Raw genomic sequence first — 22,809 nt, forward strand, 5'->3', positions numbered from 1 at the left:
AGATTAGCATCTTATCAATTTACCGTTTATATACATGCAAAAGGCGCGTCAAGCGAAATCGCTGGCGCGCCTCAATCATTTCATCCTAACTTAATTGGCTAAACAAAGCAGCCATTATTGTGTTAGGCAGAAGCGAAACAAGCAATTACTTGTCGTCTTTCACTTCTTCGAACTCTGCATCAACAACATCGTCGTCTTGTTTTGCAGAAGATTGCTCAGCACCTGCATCCGCACCGCCTTGTTGCTGCTGTGCTTTAGCTTGTGCAATTTCCATTAGCTTTTGCGACTTCTCAGCAAGAGCTTGAGTTTTCGCTTCAATCTCTTCTTTGTTGTCACCTTTAATCGCAGCTTCTAGCTCTGTAAGCGCAGCTTCGATTGCTTCTTTATCTTCTGCAGGTAATGCATCACCCGCTTCTTCGATTTGCTTACGTGTACCGTGAACCATTGCATCAGCTTGGTTACGAGTTGCTACTAGCTCTTCGAATTTCTTATCTTCTTCAGCGTGCGCTTCAGCATCACGAACCATTTTTTCTACTTCATCGTCGCTTAGACCTGAAGAAGCTTGGATTGTGATCTTCTGCTCTTTACCTGTATCTTTATCTTTAGCAGATACATGTAAGATACCGTCCGCATCTACGTCGAATGTTACTTCGATTTGTGGAGTACCACGTTGTGCTGGGCGAATACCTTCTAGGTTAAATTGACCTAGTGATTTGTTATCGCTTGCACGCTTACGCTCACCTTGTAGTACGTGTATCGTTACCGCTGATTGGTTGTCTTCAGCTGTTGAGAAAACTTGTGATTTCTTAGTAGGAATCGTCGTGTTTTTCTCGATTAGCGCTGTCATTACTTGACCCATAGTCTCGATACCTAGTGATAACGGAGATACGTCAAGTAGTAGTACGTCTTTAACGTCACCAGCTAGTACACCACCTTGAATCGCTGCACCTACTGCAACTGCTTCATCTGGGTTCACATCTTTACGTGGCTCTTTACCAAAGAACTCAGCAACTGTTTTTTGTACTAAAGGCATACGTGTTTGACCACCAACAAGGATGATGTCATTTACGTCGCTTACTGATAAATCAGCATCAGCTAGTGCACGCTTAAGTGGCTCGATTGACTTAGTTACTAAGTCTTCAACAAGTGACTCAAGTTTTGCACGAGTAACTTTAACGTTCATGTGCTTAGGACCAGTTGCGTCGGCAGTCACGTACGGTAAGTTAACTTCTGTTTGCTGTGCAGAAGAAAGTTCAATCTTCGCTTTTTCAGCAGCTTCTTTAACACGTTGCATTGCAAGTGGATCAGTTTTAAGGTCGATACCTTGATCTTTCTTAAACTCTTCAACTAAGTAGTTGATAACACGGTTATCGAAGTCTTCACCACCTAAGTGAGTGTCACCGTTAGTTGCTAGAACTTCAAACGTGTGCTCGCCTTCAACTTCATCAATCTCGATGATAGAGATATCGAAAGTACCACCACCTAAGTCATATACTGCAACAACGTTTTCACCTTTATTTTTGTCCATGCCGTATGCAAGTGCAGCGGCAGTTGGCTCATTGATGATACGTTTAACTTCAAGACCAGCAATACGACCAGCATCTTTAGTTGCTTGACGTTGTGAGTCATTGAAGTATGCAGGTACTGTGATTACTGCTTCAGTAACCGCTTCACCTAGGAAGTCTTCAGCTGTTTTCTTCATTTTTTTCAGCACTTCTGCTGAAATTTGTGGTGCCGCACGTTTTTCGCCACGTGCTTCAACCCATGCATCACCGTTATCAGCTTTTACAATTTTAAAAGGCATGATACCGATATCGCGTTGTACTTCTTCGTCTTCAAAACGACGACCAATTAGACGCTTGATTGCAAATAATGTGTTAGTTGGGTTAGTTACTGCTTGGCGTTTTGCAGGTTGACCAACTAATGTTTCACCGTCTTGCGTATATGCAATGATCGATGGTGTTGTGCGATCGCCTTCCGCGTTTTCGATAACGCGTGCTTTATCACCGTCTAGTACTGCTACACAAGAGTTAGTAGTACCTAAATCGATTCCAATAATTCTACCCATGAATCTTCTCCAACTTCAAAATTCGTTAAAACGTTCGATGACTAGTAAATAGGGGTGCAGGAAACTGAATTCAACTGTAAAAATGAAAAAAATTTACTTTTTTTTGAAATATTTTCGAAATGGGCGTTTTTTCCACAAAAAGCGCTGTTTTCTCAACCTGCTTGCAGGATAAACAAACTGGTCTGATGACTTTAGCTATGCTATAACAAACACCATAACAATAAATGTTAAGGAAAATTATGCATTTTGAACAATTACTCGCCATGGCAGCTGAACTAGGCAAAGACAAAACAAAAGTTATGCAATTTCCAGAAAACTGGTGCCAAGGCCGCACAGCGTTTGGTGGATTATCTGCAGCTTTATTATATCAAGCTATACGTCAGCATATCGATAGCTCTCGTCGTTTATTATCTTTAAGCACTAACTTTGTTGGCCCGTTAATCGCTGACAATGATTTTTCAATCGACGTTGAAGTCTTACGTGAAGGCAAAAACAGTGCGCAGGTACTAGCAAAAGTGATTCAAAATGGCGATGTTTGTGTTATTACACAAGCCTGCTTTGGTGCACAGAGACAGTCCGATGTTCGTGTAAATGTCACTAAGACCATGCAGCTAAAACCGGTTGATGAGCGTTTCACTCTACCTTATAAGGAAGGCGTCATGCCGGCATTTTTCCAGCATGTGGCATTGTGTTTACAAGACGGCAATATGCCTTTCTCTGGAGCAGATACCTCACATTTAGGTGGCTGGATGAAATTCAAACATGTGCCAGAGCAAATGACTGAAGCCCATATCATCGCCCTAACAGATGCATGGCCACCAACCTTATTACAAATGTATAAGCAACCTGCACCTGCAAGTAGTATGTCGTGGTACATAGAATTTGTTGAAGAACCTTCAATTGCCCATGATGCTTGGATTGGCTACGAAGCAATAACACATCATAGTAAGGATGGCTATGGGCTAGAAGATGGCTGCATTTGGAAAGAAGACGGCAAGCTAATTGCGTTGAGCCGCCAAACCGTCGCGTTATTCGCGTAACTCAGGCTCTGAAAGTTGCGCATACTCAGTACCATCAAGGCGAATAATTGCTTGGTACTGGCCTGACTCAATAATCTCACCAAGACCCAAATTAAAGGTGTTTTTTAACGTTTTACTGTAAAAAAACGCAGGTCTTGGTGCTTCTTTAAAGATTGCATGCACAATAAAAGGTTTTACCTCAGCGCTTTGTTTATATTTTTCTAAATAATATAAAAACACCCGTCGCTCTAAAATAATTACATCGACCCAGCCTTTCATAAGGTGATCAACTTGTGCTTCTTGGTTAACTACTTCTTCGTAAGAACGCAAAATATTGGTAACCGATTTAAAAGGTGCTTCAATGAAATTCGTCGCATTTTGAAAGGCAAGCACGCTTTTACCTGCTAAATCGTAAATACTATTAATTTTCAGCTCTTTATTGGCAAGGCTAACCGCAACATTTTGGTAGCTCAGTAGCTCGTCACTTTTATAAACATGCGGCGTGAGTACGGGTGGAAAATTTAATGCAATATCTACTTTGCCCTGCATAAGCTGCTGCTCAGCACGCTTATTAGACATGTAATGGATATCGATATTAGATATGCCTTGCGATTTAAAAGCAGCTTTCAATATTTCGAGTTGAATACCGCTATTAGTGTCTTGAATGACGTAAGGAGGTAAAGAGGCGCTTGCAGCAACAACTATAGGCTTTTGCGTATTTGGCTCAGATAAACACTCACCTTTAACACTAACAAACAACATTAAAAGGATAAATAATTGCTTCACTGCTCACCTTAAAGAATTAAATGTATTAAAAAGCGTAATCGCTTTGTACAAATATTAGCTTATATTAAACAAAGGTGCATTTGAATTTATACACTATTTGATGCAAACTTAACTAAGTTCTTGTTTAAGAGACCCTAAGTTTGCAAACAGCCTGTCCTAGCTGCGATCTTGTCATTGAGATCCCACACTTAAGTGCAAAACAAGTGGCAATATGCCCTCATTGCAATACAAAGCTTTCGGCATCGCAAGCTAACCAAGATAGTATGGTGGTAGCACTAAGCTTAAGTGCTATTGTTATGCTACTGAGTAGTATGTTTTACCCATTTCTGTCTTTTACTAGTAGTGGTATTACCCAAACAATCACCTTACCCGATGCCGCACGTATTCTCTTTAATTACGACAACGACTTTTTAGGTTTGTTCATCGACACCAGTATTATTGGTCTGCCACTACTTTTATTAGTACTCATAATTCCTCTGCATTTAGGCTTACTAAAAGCGCTGCCGTATCAATGGGGAAAAAGACTGTTAAAAACCACCTTTGCGTTAGAGCCTTGGATCATGTCTGAGATTTTCTTAATTGGTGTGATGGTCAGTATGGTTAAAATCATGTCAATGGCCGACATTGAATTTGGTGTAAGCTTTTGGGCATATAGCGCTTTTGTTATCTGTTATGTGGCAGCCACAGCAAAATTAAATAAGCACACCTTATGGCAACAATTAAAAGAACCTGAATACATAGAGCAAACACAGCCAAATACGCGTGCTATTGATCAAGGTTTAAGAGCATGTCATGTTTGTGGACAACTGTGTGCGACCGAAATCTGTTCACGCTGCGACTCTAAAACTTACAGTCGTAACCCTTTTAGTGTGCAAAAGGCCGCAGCATGGTTATTAACCTCAGTGGCCTGTTATATTCCTGCTAATGTCTATCCTATTATGTACACCACAAGCCTTGGCGATGAAACTCCATCGACCATTATTGGTGGCGTAATGATTTTATGGAATAGTGGCTCGTACCCTATCGCAATGATCATCTTTTTAGCGAGTGTGGTTGTACCCCTTGCCAAAGCGCTAATATTAAGTTTTTTATGCTTTATGGTGATGAGGCCAGCAAACAGACAAACTAAAAGCTATACACGTATCTACCAATTGACTGAATTTATTGGTAAATGGTCAATGATCGATGTATTTGTTGTGGCGATTCTAGTAGCCTTAGTACAACTAGGAAACTTAATGTCAGTAACACCTGGCATTGGCACAATATTTTTTACAACCATGGTTATTTGCCAAATGTTGGCAGCCCATGCGTTTGATCCCCGTTTATTGTGGGATAACCCAGATAACTTAAGTACTGCGAAACAAGAGACCTTGGCATGAGCGAAACCGCTAAAATAAAAACAGCGCCAAATATATCGGCCATCTGGATCATTCCAGTTATTGCCTTATTAATCGGCGCATGGATGTTGTACCAGTATCAAGCAAATAAAGGCACCACCATCTTCATCAAAATGCCTCATGCAGAAGGTATTGTGGCTGGTAAAACAGAAATAAAAGTACGTAGCGTGAAGATTGGCCAAATCGACCATGTTCGTTTATCAGATAAACAAAATAGCGTTATCGCACGGGCGCAAATCGATAAACATTACGACGATTTACTCACTGATGATGCGAAAATTTGGGTTGTAAAACCACGGATTGACGATACCGGCATAAGCGGCATGAGTACCCTACTCTCTGGTGTGTATTTAGAATTTGCACCGGGAGAGAGTAAAAAGCTGGCCGAAAGATTTGAGCTACAAGATGAACCGGCTTTAATTGGTAAAGATGTAAAAGGTGGGCGCTTCACACTGTTAAGTTATAACGCAGAAGTGCTTGATGTGAGTACCGGTATTTACTTTAAAGATTACAAAATTGGCCAAATAGAAACCGCCACCTTTGATTGGAAGAACCAAGCGATGAAATATGGCATTTTTATCAATGAGCCATATCAAAACTTGATCACCTTAAACTCTATTTTCTGGGTAAACTCAGGCATCGAAATAGACCTCTCTGCAGATGGTATTAATGTTAATACAGGCTCGTTAAGTAAATTGCTCAAAGGCGGTATTTCTGTTGGTATTCCTGAGCAACAAGCGCCCGGTGAAGTTGCCAGTAACGGCCATAGTTTTTCTTTAAGTAATAGCTACAAAGCCGCCTTAGAAGAACGCTTTTACGATTTTGACTACTACTTAATCGACTTTGAGCAATCAATTCGCGGCTTACGCGCTGGCGCTCCTGTAGAATACCGAGGTATGCGTATCGGTAGTGTAGTTGAAGCACCTGCAAGTGTCATAATAGACGGTAAGCCTGCACACTTTAGAACTGATAACACCGCAGTACCTGCCCTGATAAAGATTGAGTATGGGCGCCTCTACCACGACAGTACAGCAGCACGCGAGTTTTGGCATTCGAGTTTAAATGGATGGATCAAAAATGGTCTTCGAGCATCTTTAAAGCCGGGTAACTTACTCACTGGCGCCGTGTACGTTGACTTAGATATTTACGATAATGCAGAGCCTGCCGAATTAAAGACAATAGCCGAGTACACCGTATTCCCGAGTGTATCAAGTGGTATTACAGTCATAGCTGACCAAGTCTCTGATGTATTGAATAAAGTAAATAACCTTAAAATTGAAGATAGCTTGGCACAAATGCAGACCACCTTTGCTGAGTATCAAGCACTTGCTCATGACATGAGAGAGCTACTAAATAAACAAGATACGCAAGACTTACCGGGTGATATTAATCGCAACTTTGCAGAAATGACTAAGAGCATGCAACAGTTCGATAAAACCATGAAACAATTTGAAAAAACCATGGCAAGTTACGAGCAAGGCTCAACATTCCACCAGCAGTTGCAAACAACTTTATCTGAATTTAAACGTTTAAGTGAAGAGCTACAGCCACTCACACGAGGTTTAAACCAGCAACCTAATATGTTGATCTTTGATAAAGAGCTACCTGCCGATCCAACGCCGAGGAAACAATAATGAACTATAAACTCTGTGCTTCAGTGGCATCAGTGCTGTTACTTTCGGCCTGCAGTCAGACTTCGTTCTCAACCATTGAGTATTATCAATTTTCGCAGCCAATTACTGCAATGCAACGCTTAGCAGAGAATACGCAAGCTCAGCTCAGAATTAACACCGTACAGCTACGTGGTGCGCTTAATAATCGTGGCATTGCTATGGTTCTCGACAACAACCGAGTCAATGCTGCTAACTACCATTTATGGAGCGAATCACCTGATTTAATGTTAACCGCCAGTGCCCATCAACAGCTTTACACTGACCTTGATAATTGGATGGTAATAAAAGGTTTACCGGTGATAACCGATTTAGATCAGCAAAGTTTCTATGAATTAGAATATGAGCTACATCACTTCAACGGCGATGAACAAGGCAATGCCAACATTGCCGGGCTTTGGCGTTTGTACTATACAAACCCTGAGTCGGGCCGAAAGTTAAAAGCGGTCAATTATTTTAATGAGCTTACGCCATTACAAGACAGTGATTACGAAGGGCTTGTTGCAACACTTGAGTCAACCTGGCTAAAGGTCAACAAACAGGTTGCAAACGAAGTATCAAAGCTTGCTCTTTAATAAGAGTTTTAGAGGCTGATTGTCATCATTAATAATGACATCGCCTAAAAACTCAAAACCAAGTTTCTGTAACACCTTCTGTGAACCAATATTTGTTTGCGAGGTTATTGCAGCAAGCACACCAAGCTCTAATACGTGTTTTTTGGCCATCAATAACCGAGCAGCAGCTGTAATGATCCCCTTGCCTTCATATTTAGCTAACAAGGCAAATCCTAAATCGGGGATAGCTAACGCATCGCGCTGAAAGAGCCCCACCATTCCAACCGGTGTATCATCAGCTAAACAAACAATATAACTGCCAAAGCCCAATTGCTGGTGGCTATTTATAAAGGTTTGTTGAATATAATGCTCAGCTTGTGCGGGCGTATTAATGTTTTTATTACCGATATGTTCTAAGAATGTTGCTTGGTTTAAAAGCTCAACGATAAAAGTCGCATCATCAGGCTGCCCGGCACGTAAATATATATCTAACATTTATTAAAACACCTTACTAACGACATCATTGGTAAAATTAAGGCAATCAAGAACACGCTCTTTTTGTACTTTAGATAACTCATCTAAATCGAAGTAGCCGAACTCTGTGTGCTCATCGCTCAACATTATCTCAGCGTCCTCAGCTATATAAGCACGGAAAATAAACGCATGAGAGTTAAACGCTGTGTGATAATAAACACCACTTAAATAAGCTATTTCTACGTCACAATTAAGTTCTTCTTGGCATTCGCGAAGTAACGCTTGATGAATGGTTTCACCTTTATCTAAAGCGCCGCCAGGTAACCCCCAACTTTTTTGACCGTAATCAGCTTTTAGTAATAACACCTGACCTTGGTTGTTGGTGATAACCGCATGGCTACTGAGTCTGTAAGTATCTGAAAATGCCATAATCCCTTTGCTCAATTAATAAAAAGTGACGTTATTGATGAGTGTAAAATAATTATCATCGCAATAAAAATTGTTATTGACTAAATTAATATTCAAGATTATTTTTCTTGCGATGTTTTGGGCAAAACAAAAGCAGTATACCCTCTATATTGTCTGGCGCCAGCCAACGCAGGCACTTTCCCTAATGGGTCCATAAAAGTGTGTTCGCGTAAAGCAGTTATTTGAGTCGATAGACTTTTGATTTCTGTAAGCAATCTCGCATTGCTTAACTGTGTGAAAAATATAATGCAAGAACCTTCTGCGTTAAGTTTACTGCCGCCAGTATTGGTGGTGGTTTTGGCCGTATTTTTACGCCGCCCTATTTTATCTTTACTAATTGGTGCTTTGTTTGGTTTAGCCATGCTAGGTCCAACCGCTGTGTTAGCCAATTTTGCTGATATTTCATTAAAAGTAATGCAAGACGAAACCATTGCCTGGCTAATTTTAGTCTGTGGTGGATTTGGTGCATTAATCGCTTTATTAGTAAGAACCGGGGGGGCAAGTGCCTTCGCCGAATTAGCGTTAAAGTTTGCCAAAGGCCAGCGCTCATCGTTAGTGATGACCTTTGTGCTAGGTGTGATTATTTTTATTGATGATTACTTAAATGCGTTAACCGTCGGTGAAACCATGAAACGTATCACCGATAAGTTTAAAATTAGCCGTGAAATGCTCGCTTATGTTGTTGACTCAACCGCTGCGCCTATCTGTGTGCTTGTACCACTCTCAACATGGGCCGTTTTTTTTGGTGGCTTGTTAGTTGACAATAATGTTGCACCAGAAGGCCAAGGTATTGCCGTCTACATTCAAGCAATCCCTTATATGTTATACGCTTGGTTTGCAGTAATTGTGGTATTACTGGTTAGCTTAAATGTGATCCCTGCTTTTGGTCCGATGAAAAAAGCACAACTACGTGCCATGAATAATCAAATCGAGATCTCGAATAGCCAATACACAGATATTCAAACAGCAGATGAATACGCAGTGAAAGCAGCGGAAGAAAACTTTGAAACAGCAGCATCAAACGGCAAACTCTATAACTTTTTAGTGCCGATAGTTTTACTTGTTGCGTTTACTGTTTACTTTGACATTGACGTATATAAAGGGTTGCTTGCAACCTTTGCCGTTGTTTTACCTTTTTACATGTTACAAAAGTTAATGACACTGTCAGAACTCGTTGAGCGTATGCTCGATGGTTTTAAAAGTATGATCCCCGCTATTGGGACTGTGGTTGCTGCATTTATATTTAAAGATGTGTGTGACCAATTAATGCTTCCGCAATATGTCATTAATACATTAAGCCCTTATATGACAGCACAGTACTTACCTGCCGTGGTGTTTTTAGCAATGGCAGTCCTTGCTTTTGCAACGGGTTCAAGCTGGGGTATTTTCGCGGTAACGATTCCTATTGTAATGCCACTGGCTTACGCTATAGATGCCAACATTCCTTTAGTGATTGGTGCTTTGTTGTCAGCGTCATCGTTTGGTAGTCAAGCCTGTTTTTATTCTGACTCCACGGTACTTGCTGCACAAGGCTCAGGGTGTGATTTAGTCAGCCATGCTATCACACAACTGCCTTATACCTTACTTGCAGCAAGCGCTGCATTTATAGGGTTTTTACTTATCGCATAAATCAAAAAGCCCAAGCAATTGCTTGGGCTTTTGTTTATCAACTATTAGGTTACTTTTGGAATTTGATCCCTTTGTAATAACTCTCTAAGTTTTCAACTTTTGTTTGGTCTTTCAGATCAGCAAATGGCTTATCTGCAAACTTACTACCACGCATTTGAATATTTAAACGTGCAGCTTCACTATTGAGCATCGTTTTCTTGTAGTAATCTTTCAGATCAGCCAATGTCACTTTTTCAACTTCAGCGATAAGCTTTTCTTTAGAGTCAAAGTTGAAGTTTTCACGGTACCAATCAGAAATAAGCGGTGACATTTCATCACTTAAATTCTTAGGTTGCTCTTTTAAAGACACAAGCGTTGCATTTTTAAGTTGTGCAAATGTTTCTTTTGTCATGTTATCAAGCTCAACAGCGTATTGCTTTTTGAACTCATCAAAACGCGCTTGCATTTCTTTAGGGCCTTTAACCGGTGTTTGAATATAAAGACCCAAAGCAGAGTAGTCTTCGATAGGACGTGCAAGCGCACCAACCGCATAAGCTAACTGCTCTTCTGTACGTAACTTATCAAACGCAACGGTTCTAAAGTGGCTTTGTAAAATTTGTGCCTGTGCTTTTTGCTTATAACCTGGGGTTGGGTGAACAACCATATCAATAATTGCTACATCAGCTACATCAATATCTTTTTGCAGTACAATACGTTCACCAGGCTGAGGTAACCAAGCTTTGCTTCTGGCAAACTCAGTCGCTTTATGACCTTTAGGTAAAATTGCAGTTAGCTTACTCGCAATAGATTCAACATCGTTTTGGTTATAGTTACCAAAAGTGAATACGCGTAGATCATTGGCTGCAAGTGTTGATTGTTTAATAGCCGCAAAATCGGCAAGGGTTAGTGCATCTGCCGCGGCAATCAAGGTTTCGGTGTCAAATTTACCACTACGAGTAAGCTTAGAGTACTCACCAAAAGCTTGATAGAACGGGAACTGTTTTTGCTGATTGAGTAAATCACGCTTAAAACGATCGATTGCTTGGGCAAAACCTTCTTCAGACACATCTAACGTTAGATTTTCAAGGGCCTGAGCTAAAAGTACGTCTTGTTTATCAGTAAAACCACTTAGTGATAACACAAGGCCGTTACTTGGTTGTAGCCCTAAGCTCATACCTGCAACGGCTGCTTCTGTGCTTAGTTTGCTTTGTTGTAAGTTATAGAGATCAGCCCACACTGCATAAAGAACTTGTGATTTAACATTCACAAGGGCATCAAGTGTATTAATATAAACTTCAACAAGACCTTTTGGTTGCTCAGCAAATTGCTGACTTGCTTGGCGCCAAACTTTTACACCCTGCTTATCAAATACCAGTTCAGGATGAGCTTGTTGTTTAAACTCCGCCGTTTTAATTGCAAAGCTTTCTGGTAATAAGCGGTTTACTGTTGGTAATGCTAAAGCGTATTCGCTCGGTTTGCTCCAGCTTGCAACTTCTGCTTCGCTGATATCTTCAATGCGGTATTTACCATCGTAAAAATGCAGCTGTGAATCTGTTTCTTCTTGTTGAGAGATATACCAAATACGTAAAGTATCTTCGTTTAATTGCGACAGCACATTTTGCACCGCATCTGCATCAAACTTTGCATAATAATAAGGTGCGTTAATTGCGTTGTTCACAGGGAACTTTTGCATGCTATCAGTTAAGTTACTTACATAACCAAACTCATCACCTTTTTCGAGGAATTGAAATTCATTGTTTAACGATGTACGGATTTCATTAAAGTATTTGCTATCAACACCCTGCTCTTTAATAAGCGCAATGTACTGCATAACCATAGCGACAATTTCTTCGCGGTTTTGCATGCCAGCATCAGTCAATTCAATATTAACCGTTAAGCTGCCGTAGTTACCATATTGTGTTGGAGCATCAGAAGCAGATAAACGTGACACCCAGCCTTTATCACGCAAGATTTGCGCAGGACTACCTTGCATTTCGTTACTTAAAAGGTATGAAACAAAACGATTTGGTTTAACCGCAAACTGTGAACTGTTATCAGCAATTGTGAACTCTAACTGTAGTTGTTTTACATCTTCATTTGGTGAGTAGTAAACACGCTTTCCGCCAGCAACAGAAAAGTCTAGCTTATCAGTCACCGTAGGTTTTTCGATTTTTTTATTTTCAATATCAGCAAAATACTGTTTAGCTTTTGCTTCCATTTCAGCCAGTGGACGATTTGAGATCATCGCCACTTTCATAATGTTCGATGAATAATATTTGTTATAGAAAGCAACGGTTTCTTTATGCAGATTGCTGCCTTCTTTGTCCCCTAAAGTTTCTAGGTTACCAATTAAGAAACGGTTTGCAGGGTGTGAGCCCATCATTTGACGCGCTAGTTTAAATTGGCCAAAAAAGTCCATTTCACGACGCATTGACCACTCTGCGTTTACCGCATTTTTTTCTTTGTCTGTGTATTCAGGGTAAAGCTTTGGCGATTTAAAAAAGTCTGCAAAGCGGTCAAGTGCTTCGTCGTAGGCATCATTGTTCACTTTGAACATGTAGTTTGTGATATCTAACCAGGTGTAAGCGTTATGTGCGCCACCATTTTTGGTCATGAAATCACTGTAACCTTTAGTGTCTGGGTAGCGGTCTGTACCAAGGAACAGCATATGCTCTAGGTAGTGCGCCATGCCTTGTTGCGACATAGGATCGTGCAATAAACCAACGCCTACACTCAAAGCAGCAGCTGATTTTTCAGCACTAGGATCTGAAATTAAAATTACATCAATTTCGTTATCTAGTTTTAATGTTTTGTACTCACGGGTGTCGTTTGGGCTGATAACTAACGAGTCAGGAATAAGGTTAGTATTAGCTGCAGGAGGCGTTGTGGTAGAAGTAGAAGAACAACCAGCTAACACTGCAAAAGCGATTGCACTGAGTCCAATTATTTTTTTCATTATTTTGTATCCATTAGAAATTGAATAAATTTTTATTTATCATGTGTTTTCGAGCGCCGCAATTCAATGCTTTTTAGCTAAGTTACAGCAAAACTTTGTAACACATTGTGAAAATGCAATACTTACGGTTAAGATTAATAGCAATAACTATAACAAAGGATGAGCTATGGAAAAGTGGCTAATTGTAGCAATGTTCACTCAGGTCTTTCTGACTTTTGCAGTCATGTACATTATGGGTAAGCGTCGTTTTCGTGCGGCAAAACAAAAAACCATCGAGATGAGAGACTTCTTAACAATGGAGCTTGAAAAGGCTGGGGATAATGTTCGCGTAGCAGATCGGAACTTTATCAATCAATTCGAAATGCCTGTGCTGTTTTTTATTGCGTGTTTAACAGCTCTGCAAGTCAATGCTGTAGGTACTGTATTTGTTGCCCTTGCTTGGGTTTATGTTGCATTAAGAATTATTCATAGCGTAATACACTTAACTTCAAACACCTTGAAGGCGCGCTATTATAGTTTTGTTGTCAGTAGCTTTATAATGCTAGTAATGTGGGTGCTTATTTTAGTTAGAATCTTCTAATAATCATCAATACAAAGAAATAAGGCGCTTTTTAGCGCCTTATATATACCCAAGCCACCTCAATATGCAGAATTCAGCGTTTCACAGCAGCTTAATATCAAGGCGTTACTTTGTTGGTTGGAATTATTTACGACGACTAAAGCCTGCAAGAGCTAATAAAGATAGCATCCACGCAAGACTCCCGCCTGAGCTACCACCGCCATTGTCTGAAGAGTTATCTTCATCAATTAGCGTGTTCTCTTTTGGTGATAAAGAAGCAGACGAATTAGGATCATCATCAATCACAGTCACACTGTTAATGTAAAACAAGTTTTCACCACTGAAACCTGATGTTGTATCTGGGCACTGCTCTTCATTAAGATTTACTACTGGAATTTCTCCACAGTGAACTAAAGAGGTGATTTGTTCTAAAACATCCATACTCTGTACAGTTACTTCACCAAAAACAGTAAAGCCACCATTTTGTAAGTCGAGGTTAGCGCTGTTATCTTTTAAATTGAAAAACCACTGACTTGTCGCACTATTAGCATTACCACCAAGCTTGGCCATTGCAATGGTACCTTTAACATTCGACAGCTCTGGCTCATTGGTAATAGCGTCAGCAGTTTCTATCGCCTCAAAATCAGTATCAAATTTAAAACCACCACCTTGCAATACAAAGTTATCAACTGAGCGATGGATAACCGTACCGTCGTAGCTGCCATCTGCAACATAGTTTAAAAAGTTTTCAACGGTAACAGGTGTATGTTGATCATAAAGGTGAACAGTAATACTGCCCAGATCTGTCTGCATTTCAACAATAGTAGCATTGGCTGTAAAACAGCTAGCCAATAAAGCAGTTGCAAGTAGATGTTTTTTCATTGTTTATCTTTCCTGATAATTTTTATTATAAAACTGCAAGAAGCTTAAACAAAATAGACAGGCGCTTAAATAGCAAACAAAACAGTTACACAAAACGCGCCAAAGCAATTACATCTCAGTTACATTAATTTACACCATGTATTCATTATGGTTATAAAAAATTTAAAGAATAAATCAAAATCGTCTTATCAAATAGGCTCAGTTTGTTAGTATCATCACGACAACAATGAACACACAGGAATGAACCATGGCGAATGAAGAGAACGCAATATGCGATTTTGGCCTACACCAAGGTGAGCCTTATAGTAAGTTACCCGCTAGTTTTTTAAATTGGATGGTCGGCAATAATCATCAAAAGTCTCATTACGCAGAACAAGAACTACAACGCAGACAACTTGCCGCAACAGGACAACTAAATACAGAAAATAGCGACAAAAGTTTATAAAAGACATTTAATTTAAACTTAAGTCGTTTAAACTAAGCGCATAATTAACCTACTGCTCTATTCAGGCAAACAATTATGCGCTTTTTTTTACTAACATCGCTACTGGTTACCCTAACCGCATGTAGCTCCTCTTCTAATAATACTGATTCAGCCCAATATTTAACTCTGCTTCATACTAATGATAACCATGGTCGTTTTTGGCATAACGAACAAGGTGAATATGGCATGGCTGCTCGTAAGACTTTAATTGATCAACTAAAAGCCGAAGCCAAAGCACAAGGTCATGCTGTTTTACTGCTTTCTGGTGGCGATATCAATACGGGTATTCCAGAGTCTGACTTACAACACGCGGAACCAGATTTTAAAGGTATGTCGGTAATTGGTTATGATGCCATGGCAATTGGTAACCATGAGTTTGATAATCCACTGGCAGTACTCGATCAACAACAAAAATGGTCAAACTTCCCTTTTCTATCAGCAAATATCATCGATAAAACAACCGGTGAAACTCTTTACCAAGGCTATAAAATCTTCGAAAAGAATGGACTTAAAATTGCTGTAATCGGCTTAACTACCACAGATACCGCTAAAATCGGTAACCCGCAATATATCGGTGGCCTAGAATTTAAAGACCCTACAGACGTTACTGCAAAGTTAGCTCCAGAAATTGATAAACAATACAACCCAGATATTACCATCGCTGTTACTCACATGGGTCACTATGTTGATGCTGACTTTGGTATTAACGCACCCGGTGATGTGACTATGGCGCGCAACTTACCAAAAGGGATGCTTGATATTATTGTTGGCGGTCATTCACAAGAGCCTGTGTGTATGAAAGAAGCCAATGTTGCTGACAAAAGCTTTATGCCAGGTAAAGAGTGTAAGCCTGACCAACAAAATGGAACTTGGATCATGCAAGCCCATGAGTGGGGTAAATATGTTGGTAAAGCTGAGTTCAAATTAGAAAACGATGAATTAACTTTGCTCAATTACTCACTTATTCCGGTAAATCTTTATATTGATGATGAAAACGGTAATAAAAAGCTAGCGGCTGAGTACATTGAACCAAACAAAAACTTACAAGACATCCTTGCGGTTTATCAGCAAAAAGGCGCAGCACAAATTGCTGGTAAAATAGGTAACGTGGATGCAAAACTTGAAGGTGACCGCAATAAAGTACGCTATGAGCAAGTAAACTTAGCACGCGTTATTATTGCTGCACAAATGCAGTCAGTGGGTGCTGATTTTGGTTTGATAAGCGGTGGCGGTATTCGCGATAGCATTCAAGCAGGCGATGTAAGTTATAAAGATATTTTAAAAGTTCATCCTTTTAAAAACCGTATCACCTATATTGATATGACAGGCCAAGAGCTATTTGACTACTTACAAGTTGTTACTTCTTTCCCACCTGATTCAGGTGCTTACTTACAATACTATAAGCTAAGCTTTAAGCGCGACAATGAAACTTTATCTGATGTTAAAATTGCCGGTAAACCACTTGATATGGCTAAAACTTATCGTATGAGCATTAACAGCTATAATGCCTCTGGTGGTGATGGTTACCCTACTCTTACCAGTAAAAAAGGATTTGTAAGTACAGATGATACAGATGCACAGGCATTAAAACGTTTCTTTGAACAAAATAGTCCTGTTAAAGCGGCTGATTACGCCCCTAAATAAAGACTACTTAAATAGAAAAAGGGAAGTCAGTGACTTCCCTTTTTACTTTTAAACTAGATTACTTGCCAATGACTTCAATATCGGCAATCTCAATCGCTTTCAATCCGTAATGATGTAATCGAGAACGGGAGCCTTCACCATGGGCCTTAGGTGGATAATAGGTTTCTTTTATCTCAGGCTGCTCTTGCCAAACTTCATCAAGTGCAGCCCGAATTTCACTTAATGTTTTTTCTAAACTATTGGTAAAGTTTGGGCGCTTACGTATTGTATGACCAAGCTCTACTAACCGGTAAAAATACTTGTTTGCTAAAGTCAGTAATTCTTCTGGTACATCTTTATTTTGATTAAGCACTACATCCGGATGTTCAATACAAAACTCAACCAATGCAAGGTAAAAGCACAGCGGTTTATTAGCAAGCGCCACTGTTTTATCAACAGCACAGCTAGCAGCCAAGGTTTTATTTTGAAGATCGACTATCAATTTAGGCTTTTCTTCTGCCTGAATTGCAACTTCTGGTTCGTGTTTAGCTATTTGGATTTTAGTGCGTTCACTTATAAATAGTAAGTAAGTAAATGCAGCTGCAAATAAACACACCAAAATCAACACAGCGATATCATCTTTAGCAAATAAAGACGATGCTACAACAAAGCTAACCGTTAATGATTTTTGTGGTGCATGCAATTGCTTAGTGATTAAATCTGCACGAGCAGGATAATCAGAGATCCCCTCAATGGAGTAAACCATCACGCCTGAGTCAGCTAATTGTGCATTAAGACGCGCGATATAATTAAGTACCATATCTTTACTACCTGAATGCTTTAAAAAATCATCAGGTAAATTTAAATGGTTTAAATCAAGGGCAATGCGGTTTTCAACTTTTGCTAGAGTCAGAGCATCATTAGTTGTTGTCTTATAAGCTTTTGCTGTAATAAAGCTGGCAAATAAAACCAAGCAACAGCTTATAAATACTCCGCCATAAGCAAGTTTTACTTTAATTGGCAGCATTGCTATCCCCTACTTTCATTGTTTGCTGAGTCGACTCACATTCCCAAAAAGACTCAACATGATTAAAGTAATGAGAATTTTGATTGTGTGCCAATTGGGTTAACTGCGCTTGTACTGCACATAAAAGGTCGGTGTTTTCATCCTGCATTTTTAAATACCAACGACTACCACTTATATTGTCGCGTATAGGCTTAATGTAGTTTTTAGAAAAACGTTGCTGGTCGCTGTCTTGCCAATAAGAAGAAATTAAATCGACCTTACCACTTGCAAGCAGCTCTCTTAATTCAGTATGCGAACTTGCGTAAGTGATATTAAGGTTTTCTAGGTTGATATCTAATTTTTTAAATAATTGTTTAGGGAGAATGTGTCCAGAGCGGCTCGTTGGGTAATCAAGCAAACCAATACGTTTATCTAAAAAGTAGCTTTTTTCAATGCGTGGCTTTTCTTTACTAGAAATTAAATAAGCAGTGTAGTCAGGAAAGCCAACAACTGCTTGGTAGTTATAGGTTGACTCGGCCATAAAGGCATTAATCAAGTTTTCTTTAGCCAGGATCAAATCTGCAATCCCTTTACCTAAAAACTCAATTGTGTCTGAGGTTTTATAACCCCAATAAGAGGTGACCTTGCCGTATTGTTTACTAATAATGTCATCTGCGCACAAAGTTTTAGCGACATCCTCAGCCAATACTTTGCCCGATGAATACACCACCAACTCATTAAGGTTAACCTCTGATTTAGTATCACATTGAAAAGACGTTTCAATAAATGCATCTATATCTGATACAGCCGGTTTACCCTGCAAAATTCCGATATAAAAAAACAAAATAACTGCTAGAAACAAAAATGTAACAATCGACGATTTTTTTATTAGTATTGTTCTTAAATTCAATTTTAATAGCCAACAACGCTCCGTTGTCTCTATTTGAACAATTATTCTTACTTATTACAACAAGTAATTTTACCTGAATATTTTAAGTTATTGATAAATAACATATATGAACAGGAAATTATGAATCTTATTGAGTCCTTTCTATTTGCTTTTAAATTCAGGAAAATATGCATCAAGAAATCGTGCTTCAGGGCACATTCATTTTTGGACACTGAGTCAATGTTACAAAAAACAATAAAAATGTTGCTGTTATCGACACCAGTTATTTCTGCGGTGTTAAGTAACCCGGCTAATGCATGGGGTCAGAATGGTCACCGTATTATTGGTGAAATTGCATCTAAGCATATTACAGACACCACCAAGCAAGCATTAGTTCCTTTACTTGATGGTGATTCTTTACCACAGGTAGCAACGTGGGCTGATGAAATGCGTTCTGCTCCAGAAAAATTCTGGCAAAAGAAATCTTCGCGCTGGCATTACATTAACTTTAAAGAAGGCGATGCTAAACCTCATTACGACTCACATGCCCACCATAACAAAGAAACCGTGTCAGATATCCTCGAAGGCATGGAATATTCAATCTCAGTATTACAAAACCAAAAAGCTTCTCTAGGTGAAAAACAGTTCGCACTGCGTTTTTTAGTTCACCTCGTTGGTGATAGCCATCAACCTTTTCATGCCGGTCGCGGTGAAGATCGTGGCGGCAACAATATTTCTGTCACATTCTTCGGTCAAGATACCAATTTACATAGCTTGTGGGACACAAAACTCATTGAAAATGAAAATTTGTCCTATACTGAGTTTGCGCAATTTATAAATACAACAAATCAAGCGTTAATAACGGACTATCTTGCCAGTTCACCTAGCGATTGGTTAATCGAATCAAATAATATTGCAAACTCTCTGTATAAAGAAAATGAAACAAACGTAAGTTATAGTTATATCTATAAAAACTTACCGATTGTTAAAACTCGCCTACAACAAGGCGGGATAAGATTGGCAGGTTTATTAAATAATCTATTTGATAAATCAGCAAAACCGTTAGTAAAGGCACTTAAGATGCCAACTGACAGCAAACTATAAATGAAACATAACCTCTAACACGGGAAATAACATAATGAAAATCCAACTCCGCAAAACAGCTCTATCACTTGCTATTGCAGCATGTGTTGGTGTGAGTGGTGCAGCGTTAGCAAATGAAACAACATCTGCTATCAAGGGTCAAATCAAAGGTCCTAGCGGCAACCCTGCTGCAGGCACTAAGATTACTATCGTTCACTTACCTTCAGGTTCAACTAAAGAAACTGAAACGAACGATGCGGGTTACTTCACAGCAAAAGGCCTACGTGTAGGTGGTCCTTACCGCGTTGTTGTTGATTCTGACGTATTCGCAGATCAAACATTCAACAACATCAACCTACAAGTTGGTGCTGACTACCCAGTTAATGTTACGTTAGAGAGACAATCTGATGTAGAACAAATTGTAGTTACTGGTCGTCCAATCAGCCGTATGTCTGGTGGTACAGGCCCAGCTGCAACGTTCACACTTGAAGATTTAGAAAACCAACCAGCTATCAACCGTGACTTAAAAGATATCGTTCGTATCGACCCACGTGTAACTATTGACGATAGCCGCGGTTCAATCAACTGTGGTGGTGGTAACCCACGTTTCAACAGCTTAACGCTTGACGGCGTTCGTATGAACGATAACTTCGGTTTAAGCTCTAACGGTTACCCTACAATCCGTGCTCCTTTCTCTTTTGATTCAATCGAACAGGTTGCAGTTGAACTAGCACCTTTTGATGTTCAATATGGTGGTTTCACATCATGTAACATCAACGCTGTTACTAAATCAGGTGGTAACGAAGTACACGGTGGTATGTTCTTCGATTACACAAATGATTCAATGAAAGGTGATAAAATCGAAGGTGAAGACTACGATAACGGTGATTACACTGAAAAACGTTACGGCTTCAACGTTGGTTTACCACTAATTAAAGATAGCCTTTTCTTATTTACATCTTACGAAAAACTTGAAGGTGTAAAACAATACAACTACGGCGGCCTAGACACAGGTAGTGTTACAGCTGCAGACGTTGCACGTGTACAGCAAATCGCTCAAGATGTTTACGGTTATGACGCAGGTGGCATGCCATCAAGCGCACCAGTTGAAGATGAAAAAATCTTAGTTAAGTTAGACTGGAATATCAACGATGACCACCGTGCAAACTTAATCTATAACTATAACGATGGTTTTACACTGTCTCAGTCAGATGCTTACAGCAACACTGTTACTTTAGATAATCACTTCTTCAAGCAAAGTGCTGAATTTACATCAATCATTGGTTCACTTTACTCAGATTGGTCTGATGAATTTTCAACTGAAATTCGTTTAGGTAAATCAGAATTAGATCAGACTGTTCGCTCTTTAGATGCAGCAAGCAGCTTTGGTGAAATGCAAATTCGTACAGAAGATGGTGGTACAATCTACATTGGTCCAGATGATTCTCGTCAATCAAATGCTCTTAGCTATGAAACAGTGACAGCAAAAATTGCGGGTACATACTACCTTGATCAACACACAATTACTGCTGGCTACGAGTTTGAAGAGTTAGACGTATTCAACCAATTCGTTCAACATACGCAAGGTGAGTGGCGTTTTAAATCTGTAGACGATTTTGAAGCTGGTTTTGCAGACCGTGTTTACTACAACAACGCGGCAGGAACAAATGATCCAACAGACGCTGCTGCAAGCTTTGCCTATGCTCAGCATACTTTCTATGTGCAAGATGAGTACAGCTTTACAGATTTAGATGCAACATTAACGTTTGGTCTTCGTTACGACAAATATACAAGTGACGACAAACCTAACTACAATGAAAACTTTACAAACCGTTACGGTTTCAGCAACCAATCAACATTCGACGGCATCGATTTAATTCAACCACGTGTTGGTTTTGAGTGGTACGCAACAGATGCACTAGAAGTACGTGCAGGTGTTGGCTTATTCTCTGGTGGTAACCCGAATGTATGGCTATCTAACTCATACTCGAATGATGGTATCACTAACATTGGTACATCAATCAGAGGTGGTGTTGACCTATTCGCTACGCCAAACGTGAACGGCGGCACACCAGGTTACGAAGTACCACAAAGCCTTTACGATCAAGTTGCAAACACAGTCATTGGTTCAGGTGATTCATCGGTAAACGCTGTTGACCCAGACTTCGAAATGCCATCAGAGTGGAAATACTCAGTAGGTGCAACATACACAACTGAAGATGAGTATGTATTCTCACTAGATTACTTATTCACTAAACGTAAGGATGCTGCTTTCCTAGAAGATATCGCGTTACAAGATTCTGGTGAAACAACATTTGATGGTCGCCCAATTCTTGAAGAAAAAGAAACAGGCCGTTACGGCGATTTACTACTGACTAATGTAAGTGGTGACAGCGGTGAGTCTCATGTTATCTCTGCTGCTATGAGCAAACGTTTTGATAACGGTATTAGCGTACAACTAGCTTACGCTTACACTGATTCAACTGATGCTAACCCTATGACAAGTTCGGTAGCGAGCTCAAACTACGGTAACTTAGCAACATACGATCCGACTAACCCAGGTGCACACACATCTGATTACGAGATCCCACATCGCTTTACTATGACATTAGGCTACACAACTGAGTTGTTTGATGGTTACAATACACGTTTCAACCTATTCAGCGAAACGTACAAAGGTCTACCTTACAGCTACACGTTTGATGATTCAGACGGCGTTTGGGGTGATAGCAACTCAAACGGCGGTCGTCAGCTAATGTATATCCCTGAAGTGAATGACCCTAACGTTGTTTACGACATGACTCCTGAAGAAGTAACTGAGTTCAACGAGTGGATTTCTGCTCAAGGCTTAGCTCGCGGTGAAATCTCGGGTCGTAACCGTCAAAATGCTGATTGGTTCACTAAAGTTAACTTCAAGATGACTCAAGAGTTACCTGGTTTCATGCCTGGTCACAAAGGTGAAGTATTCTTCGTTATCGATAACTTAACAAACATGTTAAACGATGACTGGGGCGTACTTAAGAAAGGTAGCTTTGTTGGTAACAGCATGGTGACCGTAGACCTTGATGACCAAGGTCGTTATGTATACTCAGACTTCAACCCTAACAATGGTAAAACTGCAACTCAAAGCAGCGCATCAGTTTGGGAAATGCGTGTAGGTGTACGTTACACATTCTAATAACGAGTTAACCTTGTTATAAAACAAAAGCCCGCCCCTACTGGCGGGCTTTTTACGTTTTGGAGAAAGTTAGCTATTACAAGTTACGAGAGTAAAGCTACTAGG

The 22,809-nt window shown here is 39.8% G+C and carries 18 protein-coding genes; 10 read left to right on the forward strand and 8 right to left on the reverse strand.

The features are described from left to right. Positions 1 to 145 precede the first annotated feature (145 nt). Positions 146 to 2,068: a molecular chaperone DnaK gene (gene dnaK, locus EXT43_RS16950; RefSeq protein WP_055021216.1), complete on the reverse strand. Its 1,923-nt coding sequence runs from the start codon at positions 2,066 to 2,068 to the stop codon at positions 146 to 148. A gap of 239 nt (positions 2,069 to 2,307) precedes the next feature. Here dnaK and EXT43_RS16955 point away from each other — a divergent pair, with 239 nt between their 5' ends. Beyond that, positions 2,308 to 3,108: a thioesterase family protein gene (locus tag EXT43_RS16955; RefSeq protein WP_130167505.1), complete on the forward strand. Its 801-nt coding sequence runs from the start codon at positions 2,308 to 2,310 to the stop codon at positions 3,106 to 3,108. On the opposite strand, the gene EXT43_RS16960 is transcribed toward EXT43_RS16955, so the two are convergent. Further along, a complete protein-coding gene (locus tag EXT43_RS16960; RefSeq protein ID WP_240701529.1) occupies positions 3,097 to 3,873 on the reverse strand; it encodes a transporter substrate-binding domain-containing protein in 777 nt (258 codons plus the stop codon). The two genes, EXT43_RS16955 and EXT43_RS16960, sit on opposite strands and share 12 nt — an antisense overlap. A 140-nt stretch (positions 3,874 to 4,013) precedes the next feature. On the opposite strand from EXT43_RS16960, the gene EXT43_RS16965 reads away from it, so the two are divergent. From EXT43_RS16965 to EXT43_RS16975, 3 genes are read left to right on the forward strand one after another with little or no spacing between them, the layout of a single operon-like run. Continuing rightward, positions 4,014 to 5,252, forward strand: a complete 1,239-nt coding sequence (locus tag EXT43_RS16965; RefSeq protein ID WP_063529372.1) for a PqiA/YebS family transporter subunit — start codon at positions 4,014 to 4,016, stop codon at positions 5,250 to 5,252. Further along, positions 5,249 to 6,904, forward strand: coding sequence for an intermembrane transport protein PqiB (pqiB, locus tag EXT43_RS16970; RefSeq protein WP_062565483.1), 1,656 nt, complete (start codon positions 5,249 to 5,251; stop codon positions 6,902 to 6,904). Before EXT43_RS16965 ends, pqiB begins: the two co-directional genes overlap by 4 nt. Then, complete coding sequence (locus EXT43_RS16975; protein ID WP_130167506.1) at positions 6,904 to 7,515, forward strand: PqiC family protein; 612 nt, start codon at positions 6,904 to 6,906, stop codon at positions 7,513 to 7,515. The genes pqiB and EXT43_RS16975 overlap by 1 nt, the downstream gene beginning before the upstream one ends. Here the strand turns inward: EXT43_RS16975 and EXT43_RS16980 are convergent. Both EXT43_RS16980 and EXT43_RS16985 read right to left on the reverse strand, forming a co-directional pair. Next, a complete protein-coding gene (locus EXT43_RS16980; RefSeq protein ID WP_130167507.1) occupies positions 7,498 to 7,989 on the reverse strand; it encodes a GNAT family N-acetyltransferase in 492 nt (163 codons plus the stop codon). The two genes, EXT43_RS16975 and EXT43_RS16980, sit on opposite strands and share 18 nt — an antisense overlap. A 3-nt stretch (positions 7,990 to 7,992) precedes the next feature. Next, positions 7,993 to 8,397: an NUDIX domain-containing protein gene (locus tag EXT43_RS16985; RefSeq protein WP_130167508.1), complete on the reverse strand. Its 405-nt coding sequence runs from the start codon at positions 8,395 to 8,397 to the stop codon at positions 7,993 to 7,995. 285 nt (positions 8,398 to 8,682) lie between these two features. Here EXT43_RS16985 and EXT43_RS16990 point away from each other — a divergent pair, with 285 nt between their 5' ends. Beyond that, positions 8,683 to 10,065, forward strand: coding sequence for a Na+/H+ antiporter NhaC family protein (locus EXT43_RS16990; protein ID WP_062565487.1), 1,383 nt, complete (start codon positions 8,683 to 8,685; stop codon positions 10,063 to 10,065). 49 nt (positions 10,066 to 10,114) lie between these two features. Here the strand turns inward: EXT43_RS16990 and EXT43_RS16995 are convergent, their stop codons facing one another. Then, positions 10,115 to 13,000 carry an insulinase family protein gene (locus EXT43_RS16995; RefSeq protein WP_130167509.1) on the reverse strand — a complete coding sequence of 962 codons (2,886 nt, stop codon included), beginning with the start codon at positions 12,998 to 13,000 and terminating at the stop codon, positions 10,115 to 10,117. Positions 13,001 to 13,166: 166 nt separating this feature from the next. On the opposite strand from EXT43_RS16995, the gene EXT43_RS17000 reads away from it, so the two are divergent. Further along, a complete protein-coding gene (locus EXT43_RS17000) occupies positions 13,167 to 13,580 on the forward strand; it encodes an MAPEG family protein (protein WP_130167510.1) in 414 nt (137 codons plus the stop codon). Positions 13,581 to 13,703: 123 nt separating this feature from the next. On the opposite strand, the gene EXT43_RS17005 is transcribed toward EXT43_RS17000, so the two are convergent. Next, positions 13,704 to 14,441 carry a peptidylprolyl isomerase gene (locus tag EXT43_RS17005; protein ID WP_130167511.1) on the reverse strand — a complete coding sequence of 246 codons (738 nt, stop codon included), beginning with the start codon at positions 14,439 to 14,441 and terminating at the stop codon, positions 13,704 to 13,706. 247 nt (positions 14,442 to 14,688) lie between these two features. Here EXT43_RS17005 and EXT43_RS17010 point away from each other — a divergent pair, with 247 nt between their 5' ends. Continuing rightward, entirely contained in the window at positions 14,689 to 14,886 is a 198-nt protein-coding gene (locus tag EXT43_RS17010) for a hypothetical protein (RefSeq protein WP_054563072.1), read from the forward strand. Positions 14,887 to 14,961: 75 nt separating this feature from the next. After that, a complete protein-coding gene (ushA, locus tag EXT43_RS17015; RefSeq protein ID WP_130167512.1) occupies positions 14,962 to 16,569 on the forward strand; it encodes a bifunctional UDP-sugar hydrolase/5'-nucleotidase UshA in 1,608 nt (535 codons plus the stop codon). A gap of 58 nt (positions 16,570 to 16,627) precedes the next feature. On the opposite strand, the gene EXT43_RS17020 is transcribed toward ushA, so the two are convergent. Both EXT43_RS17020 and EXT43_RS17025 read right to left on the reverse strand, forming a co-directional pair. Beyond that, positions 16,628 to 17,575, reverse strand: coding sequence for a hypothetical protein (locus tag EXT43_RS17020; RefSeq protein ID WP_240701530.1), 948 nt, complete (start codon positions 17,573 to 17,575; stop codon positions 16,628 to 16,630). Next, a complete protein-coding gene (locus tag EXT43_RS17025; RefSeq protein ID WP_130167513.1) occupies positions 17,562 to 18,464 on the reverse strand; it encodes a hypothetical protein in 903 nt (300 codons plus the stop codon). The genes EXT43_RS17020 and EXT43_RS17025 overlap by 14 nt, the downstream gene beginning before the upstream one ends. 219 nt (positions 18,465 to 18,683) lie before the next feature. On the opposite strand from EXT43_RS17025, the gene EXT43_RS17030 reads away from it, so the two are divergent. Continuing rightward, complete coding sequence (locus EXT43_RS17030; protein WP_130167514.1) at positions 18,684 to 19,547, forward strand: S1/P1 nuclease; 864 nt, start codon at positions 18,684 to 18,686, stop codon at positions 19,545 to 19,547. A gap of 34 nt (positions 19,548 to 19,581) precedes the next feature. Beyond that, positions 19,582 to 22,704 carry a TonB-dependent receptor gene (locus tag EXT43_RS17035; protein WP_130167515.1) on the forward strand — a complete coding sequence of 1,041 codons (3,123 nt, stop codon included), beginning with the start codon at positions 19,582 to 19,584 and terminating at the stop codon, positions 22,702 to 22,704. Positions 22,705 to 22,809 lie beyond the last annotated feature (105 nt).

It is taken from the genome of Pseudoalteromonas sp. CO109Y, from assembly GCF_004208935.1.
Lineage (GTDB): Bacteria > Pseudomonadota > Gammaproteobacteria > Enterobacterales > Alteromonadaceae > Pseudoalteromonas > Pseudoalteromonas shioyasakiensis.